We start from the raw sequence: 26,412 nt of genomic DNA on the forward strand, positions 1-26,412 counted from the left end.
CTCCGGCCCGTAGAACAGTGACTGCGCGAACGAGGCCTCAGACCGGATCGGGTGCCGGATGTCGCGCCGCGGTGAGCCGTCCTGTGCTCCCGCCGCGGTCTCCGACCGCGTGACCCCCGCCGAATCGGGTCGGCGGGGGTCCTCTCTTTCCGGCCGGTCTTTCCGGCCGGCTAGAGGCGCTCGATGATCATCGCGTTGGCCATGCCGCCGCCCTCGCACATGGTCTGCAGGCCGAGGCGGCCGCCCGTGGCCTCGAGGTGGTCGATCAGGGTGCCGAGCAGGCGGGTGCCGGAGGAGCCGAGTGCGTGGCCGAGGGCGATCGCGCCTCCCCGCGGGTTGAGCCGGGCCGGATCGGCGCCGAGCTCGGCCGCCCAGGCCAACGGCACCGAGGCGAAGGCCTCGTTGACCTCGTAGGCGTCGAGGTCGTCGATCGTCAGGCCCGCCCGCTCCAGCACGCGCCGGGTGGCCGGGATCGGTCCGGTGAGCATGAACATCGGGTCGTCGCCGAACACGTCGAAGGCGCGGAAACGGGCGCGCGGCGTGAGGCTCAGCCGGTCCGCGCGCGCCGCGCTCATCATCAGGGCCGCCGAGGCCCCGTCGGTGAGGGGCGAGGAGTTGCCCGGCGTGATGCGCCACTCCAGTTCGGGGAAGCGCTCGGCGAGGGCATCCGTGCGGAAGGAGGCGGGCAGCGCCGCCAGCTTCTCCACGGTCGTCCCATCGCGGACGGTCTCGTCCCCGCGGGCATCCGGCGCCTCGGGGACGGGGATGACCGTGCGGTCGAAGAAGCCCTCGCGCCAGGCATCCGCCGCACGACGGTGGGACTCAGCGGCGTACGCGTCCAGCTGCTCCCGGCCGAGGTTCCAGCGATGCGCGATGAGTTCGGCGCTGACCCCCTGGTTCACCAGCCCCTCCGGGTAGCGCGAGCGCAGTCGCGGCGACATCGGCGTGCCGCCCGCGGCCGACGAGCCCAGCGGCACGCGGCTCATCGACTCCACCCCGCCGACGATCACGACGTCGTAGGCCCCGGCGGCGATGCCCTGCGCGGCGAAGTGCACGGCCTGCTGACTCGACCCGCACTGACGGTCGATCGTCGTGGCCGGCACGGTCACGTCCATCCCGGCGGCGAGCACGGCCTGACGGGCGATGTTCATCGCCTGGTCGCCCACCTGGCTGACGCAGCCGAGCAGCACGTCGTCGATCTGCTCCGACTCGAGTCCGTTGCGGCCGAGGATGCTCTGCAGCACGCCCGCCGCCAGATCGACCGGATGCACCGCCGACAGCGCCCCGCCAGGCTTGCCGCGCCCGACGGGCGTGCGGACGACGTCGACGACCACGGCTTCGCTGCTCATGCCCCCATTCTCACCCGCGCAAGCGACGCCGGGGCCGCCGTACGGTGGAGTCATGAGCATCCGATTCCCGCATGGCCCCGTGGTTCCCGAGATCGGCATCGGCACCTGGTTCGTCGGCGACGACCCCGCCCGGCGCGACGAGGAGATCGCCGCCATCCGGGCCGGGCTGGACGCCGGGCTCACGGTGATCGACACGGCGGAGATGTACGGCGGCGGCCGCTCCGAGCGGCTCGTCGGCGAGGCGATCGCCGGGCGGCGCGACGAGGTCTTCCTCGTCAGCAAGGTGCTGCCCTCCCACGCGGATGCCGCCGGCGTGCGGCGCGCCGCCCAGGCCAGCCTGGAGCGCCTTGGCACCGACCGTCTCGACCTGTACCTGCTGCACTGGCGCGGCGCGGTGCCGTTCGACGAGACCGTCGCCGCCTTCGAGCGGCTCCGCGCGGACGGCGACATCCTCGCGTGGGGCGTGAGCAACCTCGACCCCGACGACCTCGCCGAGCTGCCCGCCGGGGCGGCCACCGATCAGGTGCTCTACAACCCGATCCGCCGCGGTCCCGAGATCGACCTCCTGCCCCTGCTGCACGCGCAGGGCATCCCGGCGATGGCGTACTCGCCGCTGGAGCAGGCGCGGCTGCTCGACGACCCCGGCCTCGCCGAACTCGCGGCATCCGTCGACCTCAGCCCGGCGCAGCTCGTGCTGGCCTGGGTCGTCCGCTCCGGGGAGGTCCTGGCGATCCCGAAGGCGGGCTCGGTCGCGCACGCCAGGGAGAACGCCGCCGCGCTCGGGGTCGCGCTGCCCGACGACGTGCTGGACGAGATCGACCGGCGCTTCCCCGCCCCGCGGCATCCGGTGCCGCTGGAGATGCTGTAGCGGAGAGACGCGGGCGCGCCTCGCCTACTCGTATCCGGGCCTACACTCGTATCCGGCCACCCGCCGCCGCATCCGCTCACACCCGAGCCCGCACCCGAGGACCCCACCCATGTCCGAGCCCATCACCGTGTCCATCCGCCGTGAGGTCGATCCGGCCCGCATCGCCGAGGCGACCGTCTGGGTGCAGACCGGCGTGAACCTCGCCAACCGGTGCCCGGACATGCTGTACCGCTTCGCGAACGAGGAGACCCTGGCGGCGTGGGAGACCTCGCCCGAGCGCGAGTGGTGGCTGTCGATGGGCGAGGGCTTCGTGCGCAGCGAGCGGACGCAGCGGCGCACCGGCATCGAAGGCTGGTTCGACGAGCCCTCCACCGGCAGCATCCCGATGCCGAACGCCGACCGCACCGGCACGACCGGCGTCACCGTCGTGCACACGCCGCCGCGCTGGAAGCAGGCGGTGTCGATCTGGCTGGGCTTCTTCCCACTGAGCGTCGCCTTCGCCTACGCCGCCTCCCCCGTCCCGGGCTGGGACGTCCTGCCGCTGTGGCTGCGCACGCTCGCGTCGACGGTCGTGCTCACGCCGATCATGACGTACTGGGTGCTGCCCCGGGTGACACGGATGCTGCGGAGCTGGCTGAACCGGTGAGCCGCCGCGCCGCGCACGGTGTCGGCGCAGGAAAGACGAGAGGATGGTGGCATCGCCGCCGAGCTCGAAGGCCTGGGCGATCGGCGCGGCACTCGCGTGCTCGCCGCCGGCGTCTCGGTGACCGGCATCATCGCGCGATCAGGCGAGGTGACCGGTCTCGACGCGAGCCACTGGACGGGTGCCACGATCTCTCGTTTCGAGAGCGGCTTCAGCGCGCCGGTGCTCGTCGAGAACGATGCGAACGCATTGGCGATCGGCGAACTGCACCGCGGGATCGGCCGGAAGAGCCCCGACTTCGTCACGCTGCTGCTCGAACGCGGCCTGGACGCCGGAATCGTCGCGAACGGCTCCCTCTACCGGGGGGCGAACGCCGCGGCCGGCGAGATCGGCTTCCTGCTCGTGGAGTCCAGCTCCTTCGAACGACGATTCGAGGAGGCCGGCGACCTCGAGACCCGGCTCAGCGCCGCCACGATCACCCGGCAGGCGGATGCGGCCGGCATCCCACACGACGGCGGACTCACCGCGATGCAGCTCATCGCGCTCGCCCACGCCGGCGACGAGCGCGCGCGACCGATCGCCGAGGATGTGCTCGACCACATCGCCCGGGCCCTCGGCGCCCTCGCCAGCATCCTCGACCCGGAGTACATCGTGCTCGGCGAAGGACTGGACGGTGATTCCCGCTTCGTCGCCTCGGCACTCCGGTCGCGTCTGGAGGGCCGGATCCAGCATGTGCCGGCGATCATCCCCGCCTCACTCGGGGCCGATGCCGCTCTGCTCGGGGCGGCGGAGATGGCGATCCGGGCGGCGAGCCAGACCGCCTACCTGCACAGCTGACGCCCCCTCTCACCTTCGAATCGCCGGGCGTCAGACCGCGACGTGCCGCTCGTCCGGTCCGTTGTAGGCCGAGAGCGGGCGGATCAGGGCGTTGGAGGCGCCCTGCTCCATGATGTGCGCGGTCCAGCCGGTCACCCGCGACGCGACGAACAGCGGCGTGAAGGTGAGGGTGTCGAAGCCGATCAGGTTGTAGGCGGGTCCCGACGGGTAGTCGAGGTTCGGGTGGATGCCCTTGCGTGCCACGAACTCGCGCTCCAGGGTGTCGTACAGCTCGGCGACGTCGGGGCGCCCGTAGTGCTCGATGAGCGTGTCCAGCGCCGCCTTCATGGTCGGCACGCGCGAGTCGCCGTGCTTGTACACCCGGTGCCCGAAGCCCATGATCTTGCGCTTGTGGGCGAGCGCCTCGTCCAGCCACGGCTTCACGTTGGCGGCGTCGCCGATCTCGTCGAAGATGTGCAGCACGGCCTCGTTCGCGCCGCCGTGCAGGGGGCCCTTGAGCGCGCCGATCGCCCCGACCACCGCGGAGTACAGGTCGCTGAGGGTCGACGTGATCACGCGGGCGGTGAACGTCGAGGCGTTGAAGGAGTGCTCGGCGTACAGGATCATCGATCGGTTGAACGCGTCGACCACGACCGGGTCGGGCATCTCGCCGAAGGTCATCCAGAGGAAGTTCGCGGAGTAGTCGAGGTCGTCGCGGGGCGGCACGATCTCCTGGCCGCGACGCCGCCGCTGCCCGTACGCGACGATCGCCGGCAGGGCGGCGAAGAGACGGATGCTGCGCGCGAGGTTCTCCTCGGGACTGCCGCCGGCGTTCAGCACCGAGCCGCCCGCACTGGTGTCGGCCGCGCCGATCACGCTCACCGCGGTGCGGACCTCGTCCATCGGATGCGCCTCGAGCGGGATCAGGTCGATCGCCGCCTTCACGTCGTCGGCGAGGGCGCGATTACGGCGCTCCTCGGCGCGCAGCTGCGCCAGCTGCCCGGCATCCGGCAGCTCCCCGTGCCAGAGCAGGTACGCGACCGCCTCGAACGGCTGGGTGCCGGCGAGCTCCTGCACCGGATATCCGCGGTACAGCAGGCTGTTGGTCTCGGGGTTGACCTTGGAGATGGCCGTCGTGTCGACGACGACTCCGGCGAGGCCCTTCTTGATGTCCTCGGGCATTGTGTGCTCCTTCGTTTCGTCTCGTCGCTTCGCGTCCCGCTCAACGACCGGAGGGCTTCTCGATCGTGAAGTTGAAGACGCCGGAGTCGAAGTGGCTGTACGACTCGTACTCGATGAGGTCGTAGAGATCGGCGCGGTGCTGCATCTCGCCGAGGCGGCCGGTGAGGTGCCCCTCGTCGATCAGCGTATCGAGCGCGCGGCCCGCCGCGCCCATCGCCATCCGCAGCAGCGACACCGGCCAGATTACGATCCGCACGCCGGCGTCCCGCAGGCGGTCCACTGGGAACAGCTCGCTCTTGCCGAACTCGGTCATGTTGGCCAGGATCGGCACGTCCACGGCATCCGCCATCGCCTCGAACTCGGCGAGGGAGCGCATCGCCTCGGGGAAGACCGCGTCGGCGCCGGCGTCCACGAGCGCCTTGGCGCGATCGACCGCAGCCTCCATCCCCTCCACGCCGCGCACATCGGTGCGGGCCATGATCAGGAAGTTCTCGTCGCGGCGGGCGTCGGCGGCCGCGCGGATGCGCTTGATCGCGGTGTCCTGGTCGACGACGCTCTTGCCGTCGAGGTGACCGCAGCGCTTCGGGTTCACCTGGTCCTCGATGTGCGCGCCGGCGAGGCCGGCGTCCTCGAGCTCCTGTATGGTCCGTGCCACGTTCATCGGCTCGCCGAAGCCGGTGTCGGCGTCCACGATCGCCGGCAGCTCCGTCATCCGCGCGATCTGCCCGGCCCGTGCGGCGACCTCGGTCAGCGTGGTGAGCCCGATGTCGGGCAGGCCGAGATCGGCGGACAGCACGGCGCCGGAGATGTAGACGCCCTCGAACCCCTTCCGCTCGATGAGCCGCGCCGAGAGCGGGTTGAACGCGCCGGGGAAGCGCAGCAGCTCCCCCGAGGCGAGCCGCTCGCGGAACAGCCGCCGCTTCGCGGCCGCGGGGGTGGTCGCGTAGAGCATCAGAGTCCTCCTCGCAGCCGGCCGGCGGCGATCCGTCGAGCGTGTCTCAGAATCTGCGGGTTACGCAGCGCGGCGCCCGCAGGTTGTGCGACACACCGCCGTGGCGCGTCACAGAAGACGTCGGATGCAGGCGGGCGAACCCGCACGTTCCGTGACACACGACCGGTTCCACAGCCTGCGGAGAGCATCAGAACAGCCCCTTCGGCGCCGGCGCGCTCTCGAGCACGCCCGCCTTGGCGACGATGGAGAGCTCGGCGACCTCGGATGCCGACAGCTCGGGCAGCCGCTGCACGAGCTCGAGGAACCGGTCGATCTCGGCGGCGTCGAGCACCGGGGCGGCGAGGATGCGGAACTTGCGGATGTAGTCCTCGCGGCCGAACGGGCGGGCGCCGAGCGGATGCGCGTCGGCGACGGCGATCTCGTCCACCACGGTCTCCCCGTTCGCCAGGCGGATCTCGACGCGTCCGCCGAAGGCCTTCTCGGCCGGGTCGGTGGAGTGGTAGCGGCGCGTCCACTCGGCGTCCTCGGCCGTGGTGATCCTGTGCCACAGCTCGACGGTGTCCGGCCGGGCGGCCCGCTCCGGCGTGTACGAGTCGACGTGGTGCCAGGTGCTGTCCTGCAGGGCGACGGCGAAGATGTACGGGATGGAGTGGTCGAGGGTCTCGCGGGAGGCCTTCGGGTCGTACTTCTGCGGGTCGTTCGCGCCCGAGCCGATCACGTTGTGGGTGTGGTGGCTGGTGTGGATGACGATCGACTCGATGTTCGCCGGGTCGCGCAGCTCCGGTCGCTCGGTGCCGAGGCGGCGGGCGAGGTCGATGAGCGCCTGGGCCTGATACTCGGCGGAGTGCTCCTTGGTGTACGTGTCGAGGATCGCCCGCTTCGGCTCGCCCGGGGCGGGCAGCGGCACCTCGTAGGCGGCGTCGGGCCCGTCCAGCATCCAGGCGATGACGCCGTCCTCGCCCTCGTAGATCGGCGACGGGCTGGTCTCGCCGCGCATGGCCCGGTCGACGGCCTCGATCGCCATCTTGCCGGCGAAGGCGGGGGCGTGCGCCTTCCAGGTGGAGATCTCGCCCTTGCGGCTCTGCCGCGTGGCGGTGGTGGTGTGCAGCGCCTGGCCGACCGCCTGGTAGATCGTCTCGACGTCGAGGCCGAGCAGGGTGCCGATGCCGGCGGCCGCGGACGGGCCGAGATGGGCGACGTGGTCGATCTTGTGCTTGTGCAGGCAGATCGCGCGGACGAGGTCGACCTGGATCTCGTACCCGGTCGCGATGCCGCGCACGAGGGCGGCGCCGTCCTTGCCGAGGTGCTGGGCGACGGCGAGGATCGGGGGGATGTTGTCGCCGGGGTGCGAGTAGTCCGCCGCGAGGAAGGTGTCGTGGTAGTCGAGCTCGCGCACGGCGACGCCGTTGGCCCAGGCCGCCCACTCCGGGCTGGTGCGGCGGTCGAGCGCCGCCCCGAAGACGGTCGCGCCGGCGCCCCCCGTCGACACCGGGTGCGAGAACGCCTGCGCCCGCGCGGCGGAGACCGGGCGGCGGGTGAGGGATGCCGCGGCGACGGCGGCGTTGTCGATGATCCGGTTCACGATCATGTCGACCACCTCGGGCTCGACCTCGACCGGGTCGGCGGCGACCTCGGCGATCTTCCAGGCGAGCTGGCCGGGGCGTTCGAGGTTCTCGTCGCTGCGGTGCACGCGGACGTGATGGGTGACGGTCATGCTGCTCCTTCGGTGAGGGATTCGAGGATGCTGTCGAGGGCGTTGTGCAGGTGGACGTGCGTGGCGTGCGCGGCGAGCTCGGCGTCGCGCGCGGCGAGCGCTCCGGCGATCAGGCGGTGCTCGGATGCCGAGGCGGCGAGTCGCTCCGGCTTGTCGCGCGCCATCCGCCGCACCCGCCCGAGGTGGGTGCGGACGGTGCGCAGCGCGGCGGCGATGTAGTCGTTGGCGACCGCGGCATCCAGCGCGGCGTCGAAGCGGGCGATGAGGGCGTAGTAGGCGTCGCGTCCGGCATCCGCACGGAGATCGACACGGGAGAACTCGTCGGCGAGCCCGGCGAAGACGGCGGCGTCGCCGCGCTGCGCGGCGAGCCGCACCGACGTCTCCTCCAGCGCCCGGCGGATCTCGAACAAGGCACGGATGTCGTCCGTGTCGATGCCGGCGACCACGGTCACCCGCGGCGACTGCTGCACGACGAGGCCGTCGGCGGCGAGGCGGCGCAGCGCCTCGCGCAGCGGCGTGCGGCTGATCCCGAGCCGTTCGGCCTGCTCCACTTCGGCGAGCACGGCGCCGGCGGGCAGAGCGCCGGACTGGATCTCCTCGAGGAGGGTCGCGTAGGCGCGTTCACTGGCCGTTAGACGGTCAGCCGCGGTGATCATGCGCTCAGTGTATGCATAATCCCCGGCTCACGCCAGTGCGGGGCGATCTCCGTCCGTTATATGTATACATTCCGCTCGGTGCCCGCCGGGACGGTCGCCTCGGCCGCCGGGATCGCCAGCGGCTCCGGCGCCGTCACCGGGGGTTCGGCATCCGCCACCGCGGGCTCGCCGAGCTTCACCATGATCACGCCGGCGAGCACGAGCGCGCCGCCGAGGGCCTGTGCGGGGCCGGGCACCTGCCCGAGCAGCAGCGCGCCGAACACCATCGCCGCGACGACCTCGGAGAGCGCGAGGAACGAGGCCACCCGCGAGCCCAGCATGCGTGTCGAGACGATGCCGAAGCTGTAGGCGAGCGCGGTGGAGAGCACGCCGACGGCGATGGCGGGCACGAACCACGGCACGGTGACGAAGCGGAAGTCCACGTCGGCGGTGGTCCACGCGAACGGGAGCAGGCCGACGGCGGAGGCGACCGTCAACCCGATCGCGCCGATCATCAGCGCCAGCCCGGCGAGGGCGATCGGCGGCAGTCCGGTGTCCGCGCGTCCGGACAGCACGAAGTAGGTCGCGGCGCCCACCATCGCGCCGAGCGCGAAGAGGATGCCGCCGAGGTGCACCTGGGCGCCGGTGAGCACGTCGAGCATGAGCACGAGCCCGACGAACGCCACGACCGCGCCGAGGATGCTGCGGCGGGTGGGCTTCTCGCCGCGGCGCAGCCACAGCCACAGGATCACCGCGATCGGGGCGGTGTATTCGATGAGCAGCGCGATGCCGACATCCATCACGGCCACCGCCTGGAAGTAGCACAGCTGCGCGGCGGTGACGGCGAGCAGGCCGTACAGCACGATCATGCCGGCGTTGCGGCGCACGCTGGCCCAGCGGCCGCGCAGCGCGAGGAGCGTGGGTACGAGCAGCACGAGCGCGGCCACCCACATCCGCACGGTGACGGCCGCGCCCGGCGACCAGCCGGCGTCGATCAGCCCCCGCGCGAAGATGCCGGAGGTGCCGAAGGAGAGCGCCGCGGCGAGCGCGAACAGCACGCCCGCGTTCGCGCCGCGCCGCAGCCCGGGACGACGGATGTCATTGGTGACCCTGCTCATGACATGTGACGCTACTCCCGCGCCATGTAAGATGTCAATGTGATCTTCACCGATGACACCGAGGATGCCCTGAGGGCGGCGGTCTGGCTGGTCAACTCCGCCGAGGACCCTGACACGCTGGTCACCCTCGAGGACGAGGAGCGGTTCCTCACGGCGTACCCGTACACCGGCCGCATCGACCGCGACGCCGCCGAGCTCGAGGAGCTGCGCGCCCTGCGCCCGCGCCTGCGCGCCATGCTGCTCGCCCCGCGCGACGAGATGGTGGCGCAGGTCAATGCCGCCCTCGCCGAGTCCACGCTGATGCCCCAGCTGCGCCGGCATGACGGCCTCGACTGGCATCTGCACGCCGTCGCCGACGACCGCCCGCTCGCGGAGCGCGTGCTGATCGAGACCACGATGGCGCTGATCGACGTCATCCGCGCCGACGAGGGCGGCCGCATCTCGGTGTGCGCGGACGACGGATGCCACGCGCTCGCGCTCGACCTGTCACGCAACCGCTCGAAGCGCTACTGCTCGACCACCTGCGCCAACCGCAACGCCGTGGCGGCCTACCGGGCACGCCGCAGCGCCCGGCACTGACCGGGCGCTGCACGCAAGAGCCGACGGGGCTCAGCCCTCCGGGTTCACCACGCCCTCGAACAGGCCGATGTGGTTGCCGTCGGGGTCGACGATGACCGCCCACGCGCTGGTCTCGGTGATGGGCTGCTTGCCCATCGCGACCGAGCCGCCGGCGGCCTCGGCCGCCGCGATCGTGTCGTCGATCGAGTCCACCTCGACGTACGAGCGCGGCTGGGTGAAGTCGGCGTCGCGCGGGGCGAGCCCGCCGCCGGAGATGCCGTTCGGCGCCTGCCACATCGGGTAGCCCTCGAACCCGGGCATCTCCGCGATCTGCCAGCCGAACAGGCCCGAGTAGAACGCCGTGGCCCTCGCCATGTCGCTCACCGGGATGTCGATGTGGGTGATGTCGCCGTGTGCCATGTCCCTGCTCCTCCCGGCCGCCGGGGTCGGCAGCCGGGGGTCAGTCTGCTCCTCCGCGGAGGGGAGGACAAGAGGCGGGCCGGGTGTCAGCGGCGGTAGCCGCGGTGGTCGGGGTTCGGGACCAGAGCCCAGCCGTCGCCGTCCGCGACCACGAGGTTCTTCATGCCGCCGGCGTCCGAGATCACGGCGTAGTCCTGCCCGGCGTCGGCGGCGTAGCAGAACAGGGTGACGAACGGCTCGTCCCCCACGTTCACGCTGCGGTGGATCCAGTGGCCGGGCACGTTCACGGCCTTGCCCGGGGTGAGCTCGATCGCCGTCGACTGCCCGTCCAGGGTCTCCAGCAGCATCACGCCGTGCCCGCTCAGGCAGTGGTACAGCTCGGCGCGGTCGGCGATGGCGTGCAGGTGCCCGCGGGTGACCGCGAACTCGTCGCCGATGCGGCCCGGCAGCAGCGTGCTGGTGCCGACGATGAGCGCTCCCGGCCCCTCCTGATAGCGGTGGTCGTCCACCCAGTAGACGAGCTCGTCCGCGCCGCGCTCGGCCACCGCGGCCTGCCAGGCGGCTTCGTCGCGGTACACCCCGGCCATGTCGCCGAGGAACTTCTCGTAGCGGCGGGTCCGCCCGGCGATACCGCCCTCGGGCGCGATCTCCAGGACGACGGGGGTGTCCACAGCGGTGCTCACGAAAGGCCTCCTCATAACTTGTAATTACAGGTATACTCCGAAACACCCGAAACCGCGACATCGATTGGCGAGAACTGTGATCATCGCGCACGACCTCGGCACGACCGGCAACAAGGCGTCCCTGCATCACGACGACGGGCGCCTCGTCGCCTCGGTCACGGTGCCCTACCCCGCGCGCTTCGCCGACGGAGGGATCGCCGAGCAGAACCCGCAGGACTGGTGGGATGCCGTCGTCGCCGCCACCCGCGACCTCGTCGCCCGCACCGGCACCGAACCGGCATCCGTCGCGGGCCTGGTCGTCAGCGGACAGATGATGGGCGCGGTGCTGCTGGACGCGCAGGGCGAGCCGGCCCGCCCCGCGATCATCTGGGCCGACACGCGCTCCGGCGCCCAGCAGCGCGAGCTCGAGCAGGCCCTCGGCGCCGAGCACGCGTACCGGGTGCTCGGGCACCGCCTGAACCCCACCTACTCGGTCGAGAAGATCATGTGGGTGCGCGACAACGAGCCGGACGTGTGGGCGCGCGTGCGCCGGGTGTGCGTCGCGAAGGACTTCATCGTCCTCCGCCTCACCGGCCGCCTCGCCACCGACCGCTCCGACGCCTCCGGCACGAACGCCTACGACCAGCAGGCCGGCACCTGGTCCGACGAGGTGCTGCAGGCGGCGCGGCTCGACCCGGCGCTGTTCCCCGAGATCCTCGAGTCCACCACGATCGCCGGCACGCTGACGGATGCCGCCGCCGCGGCGCTGGGCCTGCCGGCATCCGTCCCGGTCGTGATGGGCGGCGGCGACGGGCCGCTCGCCGCCGTCGGCTCCGGCATCGTCGCCCCCGAGGACGGCGCGTACGTGTGCCTCGGCACGAGCTCGTGGATCTCGTTCGCGGCGGATGCCCCGCTGCACGACCCGGGGATGCGGACGTTCACCTTCGACAACGTCGTGCCCGGGTCCTTCGTGCCGACCGCGACCATGCAGGCCGGCGGTGCGTCGGTGCAGTGGATCGCCGAGGCGCTCTCCCCCGACCCCACGCACCCCGAGACGGGACGGCTCACCGCCGAGGCCGCGGGCACCGCGGACGCGCCGCTGGACACCGAGGACCTCTACTTCCTCCCCTACCTGCTCGGCGAGCGCGCCCCGCTGTGGGATCCGGACGCGCGCGGCGCCTTCGTCGGCATCGGCCGGCACCACACCCGCGCCCACCTGGTCCGGGCGGTGCTCGAGGGTGTGGCGTTCAACCTGCTCACCTGCATCCACGCGTTCCGCGAGTCGGGCGCCGTGATCGACCGCATCGACGCGGTCGGCGGCGGGGCGCAGAGCGACGCCTGGCTGGCGATCCTCGCCGACGTGTGGGGCGTGCCGGTGCGCCGGCGCACCATCGTCGAGGAGGCGAACAGCCTGGGCGCCGCGGTGACCGCCGCCGCCGGCCTCGGCCTCGCCGACTTCTCCGCGGCGCGGGCCCTCAGCGAGGTCACCGCCGAGTTCACCCCGGATGCCGCGCGGCACGCGGTCTACGTCGAGCGGCACGCCCGGTTCACCGAAGCCTACACCGCCCTCGCGCCGTGGTTCGCGGGAAGGCCGCGCTGATGGCCGTGATCCTCGTCACCAGCCGCTCCTTCTCGGACGGCGACCTCGACCTGGTCGCCCGCGCGACCGCCGCGGGGCACCGCATCATGCGCGGGCCCGCCCATCACGACCTGAGCGAGCTGCGGGCCCTGCTGCACGGCACGGATGCCTGGATCGCCGGCACCGGGCCGATCACCGAGGAGCACCTCGCCGCAGCCCCGAAGCTGAAGATCATCGCCCGGTACGGCGTGGGCACCGAGGCGGTGGACCTCGCAGCGGCCGCGGCCCGAGGCATCCCGGTCACGAACACGCCCGGGGCGAACGCGGATGCCGTCGCCGACCACGCCGTGGGGCTCATGCTGGCCGCGCTGCGGTTCATCCCGGACGGCGACCGGCGGGTGCGCGGCGGCGACTGGTCGGTGCGCCGCGGCCGCGAGCTCGGCGCGGCGACCGTGGGGATCGTCGGCTTCGGCCGGATCGGCCAGGGCGTCGCCCGGCGGCTGAGCGGCTTCGGCCCCCGCATCCTCGCCGCCGACCCGTTCCTCCCCGAGGACGCGGTCCGGGCCGCGGGCGCCGATCCGGTCGAGCTGGACGCCCTGTTCCGCACCGCCGACGTGATCACCCTGCACGCCCCCGGCGGCCAGCGGCTGGTGGACGCGGAACGGCTCAGCGGCATCCGCCCCGGCACGGCGCTGGTGAACACCGCCCGCCCCGACCTCGTCGACGAGCAGGCCCTGGCGGATGCGCTGCGCTCCGGCATCCTCTCCGCGTATGCCGCCGACACGCTCGACGGCGACACCGCCGCCTCCGGCAGCCCCCTGCTCACCGCCGACCTCGCCGACCGGGTGATCGTCACCCCGCACCTGGGCGCGCAGACCACGCAGGCCGTGGACAACATGGGTCGGATGTCGCTCGACGAGGTCCTCGCCGTGCTGCGCGGCGAGGAGCCGACCCATCTCGTGACCCGCTAGGAGACCCCATGACCCCCTCCCCCGAGACCGCCGCCGCCCCCGCCGCCGACTACATGGGCTTCGTCGGCGTGACCACGGCCTCGTCGTCGATCATGAAGGTCTTCCCGCTCTGGGCCGACATCCTGGGGCTGCCAACGCGCACCCTGATCGGGCACGACCTGCCGATGGACGCCGAACCGGCGCAGTACCGCGCGATGGTGGAGCAGATCCGCGACGACCCGCACCACCGCGGCGCCCTGGTGACCACGCACAAGATGAACGTGTACGCCGCGGCATCCGACCTGTTCGACGAGCTCGACCCGTTCGCGGTGTCCTGCGCGGAGATCTCCAGCATCTCCAAGCGCGGCGACCGGCTGATCGGCCGCGCGAAGGACCCGATCACCGTGGACCTCGCGCTGAACGACTTCCTGCCGGCGGACCACTTCGCCCGCACCGGCGCCGAGGTCGTCATCCTCGGCGCCGGCGGTTCCGGCACCGCCCTGAGCTGGGCCCTCGCCGAGCGCGCCGACGCGCCCGCCCTGGTCACGGTCACCGCCCGTTCGCAGGACAAGCTCGACCACCTGCGCCAGGTGCACCGCCAGCACGGCACCCGCGAAGACCTGATCCGCTACGTGGTCACCGAGACGCCCGAGCAGGCGGACGCCCTGGTCGCGGCCGCCCCGGCCGGGACCGTGATCGCCAACGCCACCGGCCTCGGCAAGGACCGGCCCGGCTCGCCGCTCAGCGACGCCGTCGTCTTCCCCGAGGGCGCCTGGGCGTGGGAGTTCAACTACCGCGGATCGCTGGAGTTCCTGCACCAGGCGCGGGCCCAGCAGGAGACGCGCGGCCTGCACGTGGAGGACGGCTGGCGGTACTTCATCCACGGCTGGTCGCAGGTCGTCGCCGACGTGTTCGAGCTCGACCTGACGCCGGCCGTCGTCGAGGAGCTCGCCGCCGCCGCGGAGTCGGTGCGCTGATGTCCGCCGGCCCGGTGCGCACGGTCCTCGGCGACGTCGACCCGGCGACGCTGGGCCGGGTGGACTACCACGAGCACCTGTTCCAGGTCTCGCCGCTGCTGCCCGGCGACGAGCTCGACTACGAGGCCGCCTCCGGCGAGGAGGCGGCGCTGCTGAAGGCGAGCGGCTTCGAGGCCATGGTGGACGCCACGCCCTTCGGGCTCGGGCGCGATCCGGCCGCCGTGGCGCGGATCAGCGCCGCCACCGGGCTGAGGGTCGTCGCCACGACCGGCCGCCACCGCGAGGCGCACTACCCCGCCGGGCATCCGGCCCACGGGATGGACGAGGACGCGCTCGCGGCGCTGTTCACGCGCGAGGTGGCGGAGGGGATGCCGGCGCGCGACGACGACCCGTCCGGCCCGCGCGCCCAGGGCCCCTCCGGGGCGCCGGTGCGCGCCGGGATGCTCAAGGGCGGCGCCGACTACTGGCGGATCAGCCCCTTCGAGCGCACCACGCTGATCGCCCTAGCCGCGGCCCACCGCGCGACCGGCGCGCCGATCATGGTGCACCTGGAGTTCTGCACGGCCGCGCACGAGGTGCTCGACCTGCTGGCGGCCGAGGGCGTGGCATCCGACCGCGTCGTGCTCGCGCATGCCGACCGCGACCCGGATCCCGGGCTGCACGCGTCCCTGGCCGAGCGCGGCGCCTACCTCGGCTACGACGGCTTCGCCCGGCCGCGCACCCGATCGGATGCCGAGCTGCTGGCGCTCACCGAGGCCGCCGTCGCCCAGGGCGCCGGCGACCGGATCGTGCTCGGCGGCGACGTCGCCCGCCGCACCCGCTACATCGCCTACGGCGGCATGCCGGGCCTGGCCTACCTCGGCGAGCGCTACCTGCCGCGGCTGCGGGCGCTCCTCGGCGACGAGGCCGTGGAGCGGATGCTCGTCGCCAACCCCGCACGCCTGCTCGCCCTCGGCGACTGAGGCCCTCAGGCACGGAACTGAGGCCCTCAGGCACGGAGCTGAGGTCCTCAGGCACGGAAAGGGCCCCTCGCCCGGAGGCGAGAGGCCCTGCCCGCTGGATCAGCGGGTCACTCGTAGAGCACCGCGGCGATCTCGGGGTCGTCGATGTTGTTCTTGTCGTACCAGTACGAACCGGTGTCGTAGAACTCCTCGACCTCGTCGCCGTTGGCGGCGTCGTAGGCGGCTTGAACCACCTGCTTGCCGATGTTGATCGGGTCCTGCGTGATCGCGCCCGCCATGGTGCCGTCCTTGATCGCGTTGATCTGGGCGGCGCCCGAGTCGAAGCCGACGATGGTCAGCTCGCCCTTCTCCAGGCCCAGCTCGTTCACGGCGTTCACGACGCCGATGGCCGAGCCCTCGTTGGTGCCGTAGATGCCCTTGAGGTTCGGGTGGGCGGCGATCATCGCCTTCGCGATGTCGGCGGACTTCAGGTGGTCGCCGTCGCCGTACTGGATGTCGACGATCTTGATGTCCGGGAAGTCGGCCTCGATCTTCTCCTTGAAGCCGTCGCGGCGCTCCACGCCGGTCGAGTTGATCTGCGAGTGGCCGACGATGGCGATCTCGCCCTCGCCGCCGATCAGCTCCGCCATGTGCTCGGCCGCCAGCGCACCGGCCTTCTTGCTGTCGGTGGCCACCAGGCTCAGCCCGACGTCGCCGTTGCAGGGGGCGTCGAAGTACACCACGGGGATGTCCTGCGACTTCGCCCGCTCCAGCGGCGCCACGCACGCCTCGGGGTCGAGAGCGGCGTATGCGATGGCATCCGGGCTCTTGTCGATGGCCGCGGTGAGCATGTCGAGCTGCTGGCTGATCTCGGTCTCGGCCGCGGGGCCCTCGAACGTGATCCGCACGCCGAGCTCCTCGGCCTTCTCCTCGGCGCCCTTCTTCACGGCCTGCCAGAACTGGTGCTGGAAGCCCTTGGACACCATGGCGATGTACATCTCGCCGTCGCCGCCGCCACCGCCGGTGCCGCCGTCGCCGCCTTCTTCGATCACGCCACCGCCGCCGCAGCCTGCCAGTGCAAGCGCGGAGGCGGCGACCAGCGCCGCGAACGCGGTCTTCCTGCCGAATTTCATGAGAACTCCATTGATGTGTGTGTCCGGCTCCGCAGCCGGGTGGTGGACATTCCGGTGTGTGCCCATGCGGATCGCTCCGCGGGTTCGGCCGGGGCCGATCGGATGGCGGCGGGCACGGGTGTTCACCGCCACCCGAGCTCTCAGGTGCGCTGCCGGTTGCGCAGCGAGTCGAAGAACACGGCGAGCAGCACCACGATGCCGACGACGATGTTCTGCCACTCGGTCTGGATCGACATGATCCGCAGGCCGTTCACCAGCACGCTCATGATCAGCGCGCCGATCACGGTGCCGAGGATCGAGCCGCGACCGCCCAGCAGCGAGGTGCCGCCGATGATGACCGCGGCGATCGCCTGCAGCTCGTACCCCATGCCGATCTGCGGCTGGGCCGAGTCCAGGCGGGAGGCGATCACGACGCCCGCGATCCCGGTGAAGGCGCCCGCAAACATGTAGATCAGGATCGTCCAGCGACGGGTGTTCACGCCCGACAGGCGGGTGGCCTCCTCGTTCGACCCGATCGCGAAGGTGTACCGGCCGAGCAGCGTCTTGGTCAGCACGATGTACGCGATCACCGCGAGCACGGCCGTGATCAGCACCGCGTTCGGGATGCCGGGGATGATCACGCCCAGCGCGATCCGCTTGAAGTCGGGGGCCGAGGTGGAGAAGTAGATCGGCGCGACGCCGGAGATGACCAGAGCGAGGCCGCCCGCGATCATCATCATCGCCAGGGTGGCGATGAACGGAGGCAGGCGCAGGTAGGTGATGTTCAGCCCGTTGACCAGACCCATCAGCACACCGGTCGCGATGCCGCCGATCACGCCGACGGCGATCGGCAGCCCCATGTTCGTGATGAACACGCCGGTCATCACGGCGCACAGGGCCATGCCCGTGCCGATGGACAGGTCGATGCCGCCGGTGATGATGACGAAGGTGGTGCCGAGGGCGAGGATGCCGATCACCGCGGTCGACAGCAGCACCGAGGCGATGTTGCTGAAGGTGAAGAAGCTGGGGCTGGCGATCGAGAAGAAGATCACCAGCACGACCAGGGTGCCGAACGCGAGCGACTGCTGGAGCTGGCGCTTGAGGAACCCGGCGACGTCGCGCTTGTCGGTGTTCTCGGTGACGGCCTGCTGGACGACGGTGGTCGTCGAGCCCGGCTCTTGTGAGGTGCTCATTCTTCTTCCTCCCCGTGGGCTGCGAGGTGCATGATCTTCTCCTGGCTGGCTTCCTCGTTGCGGAGGGTGCCGGTGATCCGTCCGTTCGCGAACACGGCGATGCGATTCGCGACGCGGAGGATCTCGGGCAGCTCCGACGAGATGACGATGATGGATTTGCCGGATGCCGCGAGCTGCTGCATCAGGCGGTAGATCTCCTCCTTGGCGCCGACGTCGATGCCGCGGGTCGGCTCGTCGAAGATGAGGATGTCGCAGTCGCGCATCAGCCACCGGGCGATGACGACCTTCTGCTGGTTGCCGCCGGACAGCAGCTTGACGGTCTGGTTGACCGAGGGCGTCTTCACGCGGAGCCGCTGGACGTACTCCTTGGTCTGGTTCTTCGCCTTGCGGTCGCCCATCCAGCCGATGCCGTTGGCGTAGGTGCCGAGCGAGGCGAGCACCGTGTTGAAGGTGACGTCCTGCTCGAGCATGAGCCCGAGGGACTTGCGGTCCTCGGACAGGTAGCCGACGCCGTGCCTCACGGCATCCGCCGGCTGCGCGATGCGCACCTCGCGCCCGCCGATGAGGATGCGCCCGCCGTCCTTGGGGTCGGCGCCGATGATGGCCCGGGCGGTCTCGGTGCGACCCGCTCCCATCAGCCCGGCGAACCCGAGGATCTCGCCCTGGTGCAGCTGGAAGGAGACGTCCTTGAGCAGCGATTTCGTGGACAGGCCCTGCACGTCCAGCACCACCGGGTCGTTCTGGTGCTCGCGGGCGGTGGGCCGGGTGCCCTCGTCGATCACGCGGCCGACCATCATCTCGATGATCTTCGGGATGCTGATCTCGGACTTCTCCAGCGAGCCGATGTAGGTGCCGTCGCGGAGCACGGTGACCCGGTCGGCGAGCCGGCGCAGCTCGTCCATGCGGTGCGAGATGTAGACGATGCCGGTGCCGCGGGCGCGGAGCTGATCGATGAGCCGGAACAGCGTCTCCACCTCGCTGTCGGTGAGCGCCGAGGTGGGCTCGTCCATGATCAGCACCTTGGCGTTGAACGACAGCGCCTTGGCGATCTCGACCATCTGCTGCTCGGCGACGGTGAGCTCGCCGACCTGCTGGCGCGGATCGAGGTCGATGCCGAGCCGGTCCAGCAGCTCGGCGGTCTGCCGGTTGAGCCTGCGCTCCGACAGGAACGGGCCGTTCTTCGGCTCGCGGCCGACGTAGATGTTCTGCGCGACCGTGAGGTCGGGCATCATGTTCAGCTCCTGGTGGATGATCGTGATGCCCAACTGCTGCGCCTGCAGCGGGCTGGTCAGCTCCACCGGCTGCCCCTCGAACCAGATCGTGCCCTCGTCGCGCGTGTAGATCCCGGAGAGGATCTTCATCAGCGTCGACTTGCCGGCCCCGTTCTCACCGACCAGCACGAGCACCTCGCCGGCGCGCACCTCGAGATGCACGTCCTTGAGGGCCTGCACGCCGGGGAATCCCTTGCTGATGCCTTCCACCCGGAGGATGGGATCGCTCATCGTCGCACCTGCTCCCTTGAAGGTCGTCGTCCCGCGGCTTCCGCGAGCGTGGAATCCATTTCAAACGTCGGATCAATATTGCGCGCGCATCGCTCGCGGCGCAAGTTGTATCTAAATGTATCTAAGGTGTGCCCGCGACGAAAGGCCTGTAATAACATCTTGGTCACGGATGCTCCTCTCTCGGCCTTCCCGGCCGGGTCCGGGCCGCGGCCTCTCCGGGACGAGTCAGTGCAGCCGGATCGTGTCCACCGCGACGACCTTGTCGCGGATGAACCGGTTCGCGTGGGCGCCGAGCTCCTCGTTGTCGGTCCACAGGTTGCGCCAGATGCCGAGCATCCGGCTGAGGTCCGGGGCGACCACCGCCGAGGAGAACGACTCGAACACGATCGGGCCGTCGTAGCCGATCCGGCCGAGCGCCTTGAAGAAGGTGTCGAAGTCGACCGAGCCCGTGCCGAGGTACCCGCGGTGGCTCTCGCCGATGTGCACGTAGCGCAGCCGCGGCGCCGCGTCGAGGACGGGCGCGAACATGTCGGACTCCTCGATGTTCATGTGGTACGTGTCCAGGTGCACGCCGAGGTTGGGCCGGTCGATCGCGTCGAGATAGGCCATCGCCTGCCGCGCCGTGTTCAGCACGTTCGTCTCGTAGCGGTTCACCACCTCGACCGACACCTCGACGCCCCGGCCCGCGGCGTGCTCGGCCACGCGCCCGATCACGCGCCGGCTGCTCTCCAGGCCCGCCGGCGTCACCGGCTCCATGTACTTCTTCATCGCGGAGTAGATGACGCCGCAGAAGTGGGTGCCGCCCATGTCCGCGAGGACGTCGACCGCCCGGCGCAGCAGCGCCTCGCCGGCGTCGACGACCTCCGGGTCGGCGCTGGTGATGTCGGTCGCCTCGGACAGTCCGAGGGAGGCGCTCACCGCCAGCCCGCTCTCCTCGAGCGCGCGCACGGCGGCGCCGGTGTCGAAGGAGAACGGATCCATCAGCGGGAACTCGATGAGGTCGAAGCCCGCCTCGGCGGTCTTCGCGACGGCGAGGCGGATGCCCTCGGCGTCGAACTGTCCGGTCCAGACCAGGCCGTGGCATCCGATCTTCATGTGAGCTCCTTCGCTGTGCGGCGGCGGTGTCGCGGGGGTCCGCATCTCGTGCGTCGGCACGTCGTGCGGGGAGATTGGCACGTTGCAATACCTCGTGCCGACGAGACTACGGCGTCGACTTGCAACGTGTCAACAGGCGCTATGGTGTACCGGAGGGAGGTGCGAGGATGCCGGCGAGCGTGAAGGACGTGGCGGCCCTCGCCGGGGTGTCGGCCTCGACGGTGTCGAACTACCTCAACCACCCGGAGCTGCTCAGCGCGACGACCCTCGAGCGCGTCCGGGCCGCGATCGAGGAGCTCGGCTACGTGCCGAACGAGTCCGCCCGCCAGCTGCGCGCCGGCTCGGGCAAGGCGATCGCGCTGATCCTGCTGGACGCCTGGCTGCCGTTCTTCAACGAGCTCTCGCGCGGCGTCGAGGAGGGCACCCGCGACGGGGGCTGGTCGCTGTTCTTCAGCAACAGCAACCGCGACCCGGCGCAGGAGCTGCGCAACATCGAGATGTTCGAGGCGCACCGCGCGCGCGGCATCGTCATCTCCCCGCTCGGCGACGTCGTCCCCCGGCTTGAGCGCCTCGCCGCCCGCGGCATCCGTTCCGTGGTGATCGGTCCCGCACAGCCCTCCGCCGCGGTCGGCTTCGTCCCGTTCGACGACGTCGGCGGCGGACGCCTGGCCGGGGAGCACCTGACGGCCCTCGGCCGCCGCCGGATGGCCTTCCTGGGCGACCCGGAGGGGGTGCGCGAGTCGGCCGATCGCCTCGCCGGATTCACGGATGCTGTGGGCGGGCGCGCCGCCGTCCAGGTCATGCGCACCCCGGGCCTCACCATCGCGGCCGGGATGGCCGCCGGCGAGGAGATGCTCCGCCTGCCGCCCGAGGAGCGGCCGGATGCGGTGTTCGCGACGAACGACATGCTCGCGATCGGGGCGCTGACCGTGCTGCTGCGCGCGGGCGTCCGGGTTCCGGAGGACGTCGCGATCGTGGGCTTCGACGACGTCGATCAGGCGCACCAGGCGATCGTCCCGCTGACCACGGTGCGACAGCCCGCGTACGAGATGGGCCGCGCCGCGGCATCCGCCCTGCTCCGCCAGCTCGAGGACCCCGGCTCGCGCGCGCCGGCCGTGACCCCGTTCCCCGCCGAGCTCGTGATCCGCGCGTCCACCGCGAGGTCCGCCCGCTGATCGAGCGCCGCCAGCCCCCAGGCGTCTCACCCCGCCGGATGCCCGACGACGCCCTTGCGCAGCAGCGCATTCCCGTACTTCCTGGTCTCTCCGGTGCGCACCATCAGATAGGCGCCCTTCGCGACGTCGTAGTAGGCGAAGCGCTCCACGAACCGGGTGGTGCCCACCTCGGTGCCCGCGGCATCCATCAGCTCGCGCTGCACCTCGAGCACCTCGCCGTCGGCGGACTCCATCAGGTCCATGGCGGGCGCGTCGTCCAGGGGCAGCACGGTGCGGATCGCGGCGACCACCTCGGGGGTGGTGGTCCCCGGCAGATCGATCACGCGCGTCCCGAGCGCCCACGCGGGGAAGTGGGCGTCCGCGACGACGACCGCGTCGGAGTGCCCCATCCGGTCCAGGTGCAGCAGCAGCTCTCCGGTCAGCAGCGGGTGGATGCCTTCCAGCATTCGCAGCCTCTCTCTCAGCGTTGGAATCGAACGTGTCAGGCGGGGATGAGCCCCTCCTCGGCGAGCTCGGTCCAGAGCTCCTCAGGGACGGGATGTGCGGCGTAGGCGGCGTTCTCGCGCAGCTGGCCGGGGCGGCTGCCGCCGACGACGACCGACCGCACCGCACCGTGGCGGAGCGGGAACCGGATCGCGGCGGCCGGCAGCGGCACGTCGTGGTTGCGGCACACCGCGGCGATGCGCACCAGCCGCTGCCACAGCTCCTCGGGCAGCGCGCCGTACTCATACCGGCCGTCGCGTCGCGGCTCGCTCTGCGCGAGCAGGCCGGAGTTGAACACGGATGCCGCCACCACACCCGTCCCCCGCCGCACACATGCCGGCAGCACCTCGGCGGCCGCGGGCTGCTCGAGCAGGGTGTACCGGCCGGCGACCATGATCAGATCGAGATCGGCCTCCCGGACCGAGCGCGCCAGGGCATCCGTCACCATCGACCCGACCCCGATCGCCGCGACCAGACCCTCGGCGCGCACCGCCTCGAGCGCGGGGACGGCGGAGGCGATCCCGAGGTCGAGGTCGTGCCGCTCCGGGTCGTGCAGGTAGAGCAGGTCGATGCGCTCGATGCCGAGGCGCTCCTGCGACTCCGCGATGCTCGCCCGGATGCCCGCCTCGGAGAAGTCCCACACCCGGCGCAGGTCGTCGGGCACGTGGAAGTCGTTCGCGACGTCCAGGCCGCCGGGGGCGTGCTCCGGGTTCGGCCGCAGCAGCCGGCCGACCTTCGTGGAGAGCACGTACTCGTCGCGCGGCCTGGTCTGCAGGAACGCCCCCAGCCGCCGCTCGGACAGGCCCAGTCCGTAGTGCGGCGCGGTGTCGAAGTAGCGGATGCCGGCATCCCACGCCGCCTCGAGCACCGCCCACGCCTCGTCGTCGCTCAGCGGGCGGAACAGGTTGCCGACGTTCGCGGCGCCGTAACCGAGCGGCGGCAGCACCACTCCGGAGACGTCACGCGGCGACATGCCGTCCCGTCCAGGTATAGGTGCGGATGCTGTCCGCCTTCATCTCCATCCCGGTGCCGGGCGCCGTCGGCGGCATGTAGCTGCCGCGGCGGATGTCGGTGGGCACGACGAAGTGCTCGTGCAGGTGGTCGACGTACTCGATCAGCCGGCCCTCGCGGGATCCGCTGACGGCGACGAAGTCGAACATGGACAGGTGCTGCACCGCCTCGCACAGGCCGACACCGCCGGCGTGCGGGCACACCGGCACCCCGAACTTCGCCGCGAGCAGCAGGTTGGCTATGTTCTCGTTCACCCCGGCCACGCGCACGGCGTCGATCTGCATCACCGCGACGGCATCCGCCTGCAGCAGCTGTTTGAAGATCATCCGGTTCTGCGCGTGCTCGCCGGTCGCGACCCGGATCGGGGCGACGCCGCGGGCGATCTCGGCGTGGCCGAGCACGTCGTCCGGGCTGGTCGGCTCCTCGATCCATGCCGGGCGGAACTCCGCGAGGGCGTTCACCCAGGCGATCGCCTCGGACACCTCCCAGCGCTGATTGGCGTCGATCGCGATCGGGAAGTCCGGCCCGCACACCTCCCGCGCCTTCCGGAACCGGCGGATGTCGTCGTCCAGGTCGGCGCCGACCTTGAGCTTGATCTGCGTGAAGCCGTCGGCCATCGCCTCGCGGGCCAGCCGCTCCAGCTTCTCGTCCGAGTAGCCGAGCCAGCCGGGGCTGGTGGTGTACGCCGGGTAGCCGGTCGCGAGCAGCTCGGCCTCGCGCTCGGCGCGGCCCGGTTCGGCGGCGCGGAGGATGGCGAGGGCGTCGTCGCGGGTGAGGGCGTTGCTCAGGTAGCGGAAGTCGACGAGGTCGACGATCTCCTCAGGCGTCATCCGGGACAGGAGCTGCCACAGCGGGAGGCCCGCGCGCTTGGCCTTGATGTCCCAGAGCGCGTTGATCACGGCGCCGATCGCCATGTGCATGACGCCCTTCTCGGGACCCAGCCAGCGCAGCTGCGAGTCGCCGATCAGGGCGCGGAAGGTGCCGCCCATGTCGTCCAGGAGCGGCTCCAGCTCGCGGCCGACGAGGTGGCCGGCGAGCGCGTCGATCGCGGCGACCTGCACGTCGTTGCCGCGGCCGATCGTGAACACAAAGGCGTGGCCGGAGACGTCGTCGCCGGCATCCGTCCGCACGATCACGTAGGCGGCGGAGTAGTCGGGGTCCGGGTTCATCGCGTCCGAGCCGTCCAGGCTCAGCGAGGTGGGGAAGCGGATGTCGCTGGTCTCCAGCGCGACGATGCGGCTCACAGGGCTCCTTCACGTGTCGCCGGGTACGGATGCCTCGGCGCAGACACTTGGAGTGTAAACATCCGATGTCTATACTGTCAACGGACCGCCGATGGGGAACCGTCGTCGGCTCACCCGCCCCGAGGACCCGAAGGAGATCCATGAAGTTCGCGCGACTGGGAGAGGCCGGACACGAGATCCCGGTCGTCATCGTCGGAGAGCGCACCTACGATCTGCGCGCCGTGACATCGGATGTGGACGGCGCGTTCCTCGCCGACGACCCGGTCGGCCGCACGCGGGCGGCCCTCGACGCCGGGGCGCTGCCGGAACTGGATGGCGCGGCGTCGCTGCGGATCGGCGCGCCGATCGCGCGGCCGAGCGCGGTGTTCTGCATCGGGCAGAACTACGCCGCGCACGCGCGCGAGTCCGGTTCCGAGCCGCCGGCCATGCCGATCGTGTTCCTGAAGACGCCGAACACGGTCGTCGGCCCGAACGACGCCGTGACCATCCCCCGCGGCAGCGAGAAGACGGACTGGGAGGTCGAACTGGGCGTCGTGATCGGCCGGCGGGCGGCGTACCTCGCCGCGCCGGAGGAGGCGGATGCCTGCATCGCCGGCTACGTGACCGCGAACGACGTGTCGGAACGGACCTTCCAGCTGGAGGTGTCCGGCGGGCAGTGGTCGAAGGGCAAGATCGCCCACGGGTTCAACCCGACCGGTCCCTGGCTGGTGACCCCCGACGAGGTGGACACGAGCGGGCTGAGGCTGCGGAGCTGGGTGAACGGCGAGCCCCGGCAGGACTCGGACACCTCGGACATGATCTTCGACGTGCGCACGATCGTGCACCACCTGTCGCAGTTCGCGACCCTCGAGCCCGGGGATCTCATCCTCACCGGCACGCCGCAGGGGGTGGCGCTCGGAGGCCGGTTCCCCTACCTGAAGCCGGGGGATGTCGTGGAGGTGGAGGTGGAGGGGCTCGGCCGGCAGCGGCAGGAGTTCGTCGCCTGGGAGGAGCAGCGATGAGCGGTCAGGTCGAGGGCCTGGTGGCGATCGTCACCGGCGGGGCATCCGGCATCGGCGCCGCGATCGCGCGCCGCCTGCACGAGGAGGGCGCGCAGGTCGCCGTGCTCGACCGCGACATCACGGGGGCCGACCCGCGCTTCGCCGCGTTCACGGCCGACGTGTCGGACCGCGACTCGGTGGACGCGGCCGTCGCGGCGGTCGGCGAGCGCTTCGGACGCATCGACATCGTGATCAACAACGCCGGCGTCGGGGCGCAGGGCGACATCACCGCGAACGACGACGACGAGTGGGCGCGGGTGCTGTCGATCAACGTCACCGGCATCGCCCGGGTGACCGGGGCCGCGCTGCCCTGGCTGCGGAAGTCGCCCGCCGCGGCGGTGTGCAACACGGCATCGATCGCCTCCACCACCGGCCTGCCGCAGCGCGCGCTGTACTCGGCGTCGAAGGGTGCGGTCTCGGCGCTGACCCGCGCGATGGCGGCGGATCACCTGCGCGAGGGCATCCGCGTCAACGCCGTCAACCCCGGCACCGCCGACACCCCGTGGGTGGGGCGCCTGCTCGACGCCGCCGCCGACCCCGAGGCCGAGCGCGCCGCGCTCCAGGCGCGGCAGCCCCACGGCCGCCTGGTCTCCCCCGACGAGGTCGCCGGCGCGGTGCTCTACCTCGTCAGCCCCGCATCCGGGTCGACCACCGGCACCTTCATCGAGGTCGACGGCGGGATGGCGCAGCTGCGGCTGCGCGCGGAGTAGCCGGGCGACGCGCTCAGGTCGCGAAAAGTGCCGCTTCCGGGTCGGCCGACGCGCTCAGGTCGCGAAAAGTGCCGCTTCCGGCCTCGCGAAGCGGCACTTTCTGCGACCGGAGCGGGGAGACGGATGCCGTAGCGACACTTTCTGCGACCCGAGCGCGCCGCCTGCCCCGCGTTCGCCCCGCCCCCCTGTGGATAACGTCCCCGCGCGCCGCCGGGACGTGCCACGGTGCTGCGATGAGGTCTCCGCAACCGCTCCCCGAGGGGCTCGGCCGCCGGTTCTCCGTGCAGCAGGCACGGGATGCCGGTGTCGGCGCCGGCCGCCTCCGTCGCACCGATCTCGACCGGCCGTTCCACGGCGTGCGCACCCGGCGGCAGCCTACTGGTAGCACCGATTGTTGCTGAGTCGCGTATTCACGAGCAATCGGTAGCTGTGCCGCTTGTTGGTGGAGCGCTGATTGATCAGCCGGTGCTGTATAGTTCAGTG

Annotated in this window: 26 protein-coding genes; 11 read left to right on the forward strand and 15 right to left on the reverse strand. The window is 71.5% G+C overall.

Annotation, left to right across the window (positions count from 1 at the left end):
• Window positions 1-170: 170 nt before the first annotated feature.
• A complete protein-coding gene (locus tag JSY13_RS11260; RefSeq protein ID WP_259606746.1) occupies window positions 171-1,349 on the reverse strand; it encodes a thiolase family protein in 1,179 nt (392 codons plus the stop codon).
• Between the two features lie 52 nt (window positions 1,350-1,401).
• Here JSY13_RS11260 and JSY13_RS11265 point away from each other — a divergent pair, with 52 nt between their 5' ends.
• The 3 genes from JSY13_RS11265 to JSY13_RS11275 all read left to right on the forward strand — a co-directional run bounded on the left by JSY13_RS11265 (window position 1,402) and on the right by JSY13_RS11275 (window position 3,697).
• Entirely contained in the window at window positions 1,402-2,217 is an 816-nt protein-coding gene (locus tag JSY13_RS11265) for an aldo/keto reductase (RefSeq protein WP_259606747.1), read from the forward strand.
• A gap of 109 nt (window positions 2,218-2,326) precedes the next feature.
• On the forward strand, window positions 2,327-2,863 hold the full coding sequence (locus JSY13_RS11270; RefSeq protein WP_259606748.1) for a putative antibiotic biosynthesis monooxygenase: 537 nt from the start codon (window positions 2,327-2,329) through the stop codon (window positions 2,861-2,863).
• 18 nt (window positions 2,864-2,881) lie between these two features.
• Complete coding sequence (locus tag JSY13_RS11275) at window positions 2,882-3,697, forward strand: ROK family protein (RefSeq protein WP_259606749.1); 816 nt, start codon at window positions 2,882-2,884, stop codon at window positions 3,695-3,697.
• A 30-nt stretch (window positions 3,698-3,727) separates the two neighbouring features.
• Here JSY13_RS11275 and JSY13_RS11280 read toward each other — a convergent pair whose 3' ends face one another.
• From JSY13_RS11280 to JSY13_RS11300, 5 genes are all read right to left on the reverse strand, one after another.
• Complete coding sequence (locus JSY13_RS11280) at window positions 3,728-4,858, reverse strand: bifunctional 2-methylcitrate synthase/citrate synthase (protein WP_259606750.1); 1,131 nt, start codon at window positions 4,856-4,858, stop codon at window positions 3,728-3,730.
• A 40-nt stretch (window positions 4,859-4,898) separates the two neighbouring features.
• Window positions 4,899-5,810, reverse strand: a complete 912-nt coding sequence (gene prpB / locus JSY13_RS11285; protein ID WP_259606751.1) for a methylisocitrate lyase — start codon at window positions 5,808-5,810, stop codon at window positions 4,899-4,901.
• Window positions 5,811-5,997: 187 nt separating this feature from the next.
• Window positions 5,998-7,524 carry an MmgE/PrpD family protein gene (locus tag JSY13_RS11290; protein ID WP_259606752.1) on the reverse strand — a complete coding sequence of 509 codons (1,527 nt, stop codon included), beginning with the start codon at window positions 7,522-7,524 and terminating at the stop codon, window positions 5,998-6,000.
• Complete coding sequence (locus JSY13_RS11295; protein ID WP_259606753.1) at window positions 7,521-8,180, reverse strand: GntR family transcriptional regulator; 660 nt, start codon at window positions 8,178-8,180, stop codon at window positions 7,521-7,523. Before JSY13_RS11295 ends, JSY13_RS11290 begins: the two co-directional genes overlap by 4 nt.
• Window positions 8,181-8,236: 56 nt before the next feature.
• On the reverse strand, window positions 8,237-9,277 hold the full coding sequence (locus JSY13_RS11300; protein WP_259606754.1) for an EamA family transporter: 1,041 nt from the start codon (window positions 9,275-9,277) through the stop codon (window positions 8,237-8,239).
• Between the two features lie 39 nt (window positions 9,278-9,316).
• Here JSY13_RS11300 and JSY13_RS11305 point away from each other — a divergent pair, with 39 nt between their 5' ends.
• Complete coding sequence (locus tag JSY13_RS11305) at window positions 9,317-9,856, forward strand: CGNR zinc finger domain-containing protein (RefSeq protein WP_259606755.1); 540 nt, start codon at window positions 9,317-9,319, stop codon at window positions 9,854-9,856.
• A gap of 30 nt (window positions 9,857-9,886) precedes the next feature.
• Here the strand turns inward: JSY13_RS11305 and JSY13_RS11310 are convergent, their stop codons facing one another.
• Together JSY13_RS11310 and JSY13_RS11315 are read right to left on the reverse strand one after the other, a co-directional pair.
• Window positions 9,887-10,255 carry a VOC family protein gene (locus tag JSY13_RS11310; RefSeq protein ID WP_259606756.1) on the reverse strand — a complete coding sequence of 123 codons (369 nt, stop codon included), beginning with the start codon at window positions 10,253-10,255 and terminating at the stop codon, window positions 9,887-9,889.
• Between the two features lie 86 nt (window positions 10,256-10,341).
• Window positions 10,342-10,938: a glucose-6-phosphate isomerase family protein gene (locus JSY13_RS11315; protein ID WP_259606757.1), complete on the reverse strand. Its 597-nt coding sequence runs from the start codon at window positions 10,936-10,938 to the stop codon at window positions 10,342-10,344.
• 76 nt (window positions 10,939-11,014) lie between these two features.
• On the opposite strand from JSY13_RS11315, the gene xylB reads away from it, so the two are divergent.
• Genes xylB through JSY13_RS11335 form a run of 4 tightly spaced genes read left to right on the forward strand, consistent with a single transcriptional unit; the run spans window position 11,015 to window position 15,385 of the window.
• The gene (xylB, locus tag JSY13_RS11320; protein ID WP_259606758.1) at window positions 11,015-12,517 is read left to right on the forward strand and encodes a xylulokinase; all 1,503 of its coding nucleotides are present in this window, start codon (window positions 11,015-11,017) and stop codon (window positions 12,515-12,517) included.
• Window positions 12,493-13,467 (forward strand): phosphoglycerate dehydrogenase, encoded by a 975-nt coding sequence (locus JSY13_RS11325; protein WP_259606759.1) that lies wholly within the window; start codon window positions 12,493-12,495, stop codon window positions 13,465-13,467. Before xylB ends, JSY13_RS11325 begins: the two co-directional genes overlap by 25 nt.
• Before the next feature lie 8 nt (window positions 13,468-13,475).
• Complete coding sequence (locus JSY13_RS11330; RefSeq protein WP_259606760.1) at window positions 13,476-14,423, forward strand: shikimate dehydrogenase family protein; 948 nt, start codon at window positions 13,476-13,478, stop codon at window positions 14,421-14,423.
• Window positions 14,423-15,385 carry a phosphotriesterase family protein gene (locus JSY13_RS11335; protein WP_259606761.1) on the forward strand — a complete coding sequence of 321 codons (963 nt, stop codon included), beginning with the start codon at window positions 14,423-14,425 and terminating at the stop codon, window positions 15,383-15,385. Before JSY13_RS11330 ends, JSY13_RS11335 begins: the two co-directional genes overlap by 1 nt.
• Window positions 15,386-15,492: 107 nt before the next feature.
• Here JSY13_RS11335 and JSY13_RS11340 read toward each other — a convergent pair whose 3' ends face one another.
• The 4 genes from JSY13_RS11340 to JSY13_RS11355 form a co-directional block, all read right to left on the reverse strand.
• Complete coding sequence (locus JSY13_RS11340; RefSeq protein WP_259606762.1) at window positions 15,493-16,497, reverse strand: ABC transporter substrate-binding protein; 1,005 nt, start codon at window positions 16,495-16,497, stop codon at window positions 15,493-15,495.
• 140 nt (window positions 16,498-16,637) lie between these two features.
• Entirely contained in the window at window positions 16,638-17,669 is a 1,032-nt protein-coding gene (locus JSY13_RS11345; protein WP_259606763.1) for an ABC transporter permease, read from the reverse strand.
• Entirely contained in the window at window positions 17,666-19,171 is a 1,506-nt protein-coding gene (locus tag JSY13_RS11350; protein ID WP_259606764.1) for a sugar ABC transporter ATP-binding protein, read from the reverse strand. The genes JSY13_RS11345 and JSY13_RS11350 overlap by 4 nt, the downstream gene beginning before the upstream one ends.
• 225 nt (window positions 19,172-19,396) lie before the next feature.
• Window positions 19,397-20,266 carry a sugar phosphate isomerase/epimerase family protein gene (locus JSY13_RS11355; RefSeq protein ID WP_259606765.1) on the reverse strand — a complete coding sequence of 290 codons (870 nt, stop codon included), beginning with the start codon at window positions 20,264-20,266 and terminating at the stop codon, window positions 19,397-19,399.
• Window positions 20,267-20,433: 167 nt separating this feature from the next.
• Between JSY13_RS11355 and JSY13_RS11360 the strand changes: the two genes are divergently transcribed.
• A complete protein-coding gene (locus JSY13_RS11360) occupies window positions 20,434-21,441 on the forward strand; it encodes a LacI family DNA-binding transcriptional regulator (protein WP_259606766.1) in 1,008 nt (335 codons plus the stop codon).
• A 26-nt stretch (window positions 21,442-21,467) separates the two neighbouring features.
• Here the strand turns inward: JSY13_RS11360 and JSY13_RS11365 are convergent, their stop codons facing one another.
• The 3 genes from JSY13_RS11365 to JSY13_RS11375 are packed head-to-tail and all read right to left on the reverse strand — an operon-like array spanning window position 21,468 to window position 24,179.
• Complete coding sequence (locus JSY13_RS11365; RefSeq protein WP_259606767.1) at window positions 21,468-21,887, reverse strand: RbsD/FucU family protein; 420 nt, start codon at window positions 21,885-21,887, stop codon at window positions 21,468-21,470.
• A gap of 35 nt (window positions 21,888-21,922) precedes the next feature.
• A complete protein-coding gene (locus JSY13_RS11370) occupies window positions 21,923-22,897 on the reverse strand; it encodes an aldo/keto reductase (protein WP_259606768.1) in 975 nt (324 codons plus the stop codon).
• The gene (locus JSY13_RS11375) at window positions 22,884-24,179 is read right to left on the reverse strand and encodes an L-fuconate dehydratase (RefSeq protein WP_259606769.1); all 1,296 of its coding nucleotides are present in this window, start codon (window positions 24,177-24,179) and stop codon (window positions 22,884-22,886) included. The genes JSY13_RS11370 and JSY13_RS11375 overlap by 14 nt, the downstream gene beginning before the upstream one ends.
• 140 nt (window positions 24,180-24,319) lie before the next feature.
• Here JSY13_RS11375 and JSY13_RS11380 point away from each other — a divergent pair, with 140 nt between their 5' ends.
• Both JSY13_RS11380 and JSY13_RS11385 read left to right on the forward strand, forming a co-directional pair.
• Complete coding sequence (locus JSY13_RS11380) at window positions 24,320-25,180, forward strand: fumarylacetoacetate hydrolase family protein (protein WP_259606770.1); 861 nt, start codon at window positions 24,320-24,322, stop codon at window positions 25,178-25,180.
• Window positions 25,177-25,929 carry an SDR family NAD(P)-dependent oxidoreductase gene (locus JSY13_RS11385; protein ID WP_259606771.1) on the forward strand — a complete coding sequence of 251 codons (753 nt, stop codon included), beginning with the start codon at window positions 25,177-25,179 and terminating at the stop codon, window positions 25,927-25,929. Before JSY13_RS11380 ends, JSY13_RS11385 begins: the two co-directional genes overlap by 4 nt.
• The last annotated feature ends 483 nt before the right edge of the window (window positions 25,930-26,412 follow it).

The sequence above is a fragment of the Microbacterium neungamense genome, assembly GCF_024971095.1.
In the GTDB taxonomy this organism is placed as follows: Bacteria; Actinomycetota; Actinomycetes; order Actinomycetales; family Microbacteriaceae; genus Microbacterium; species Microbacterium neungamense.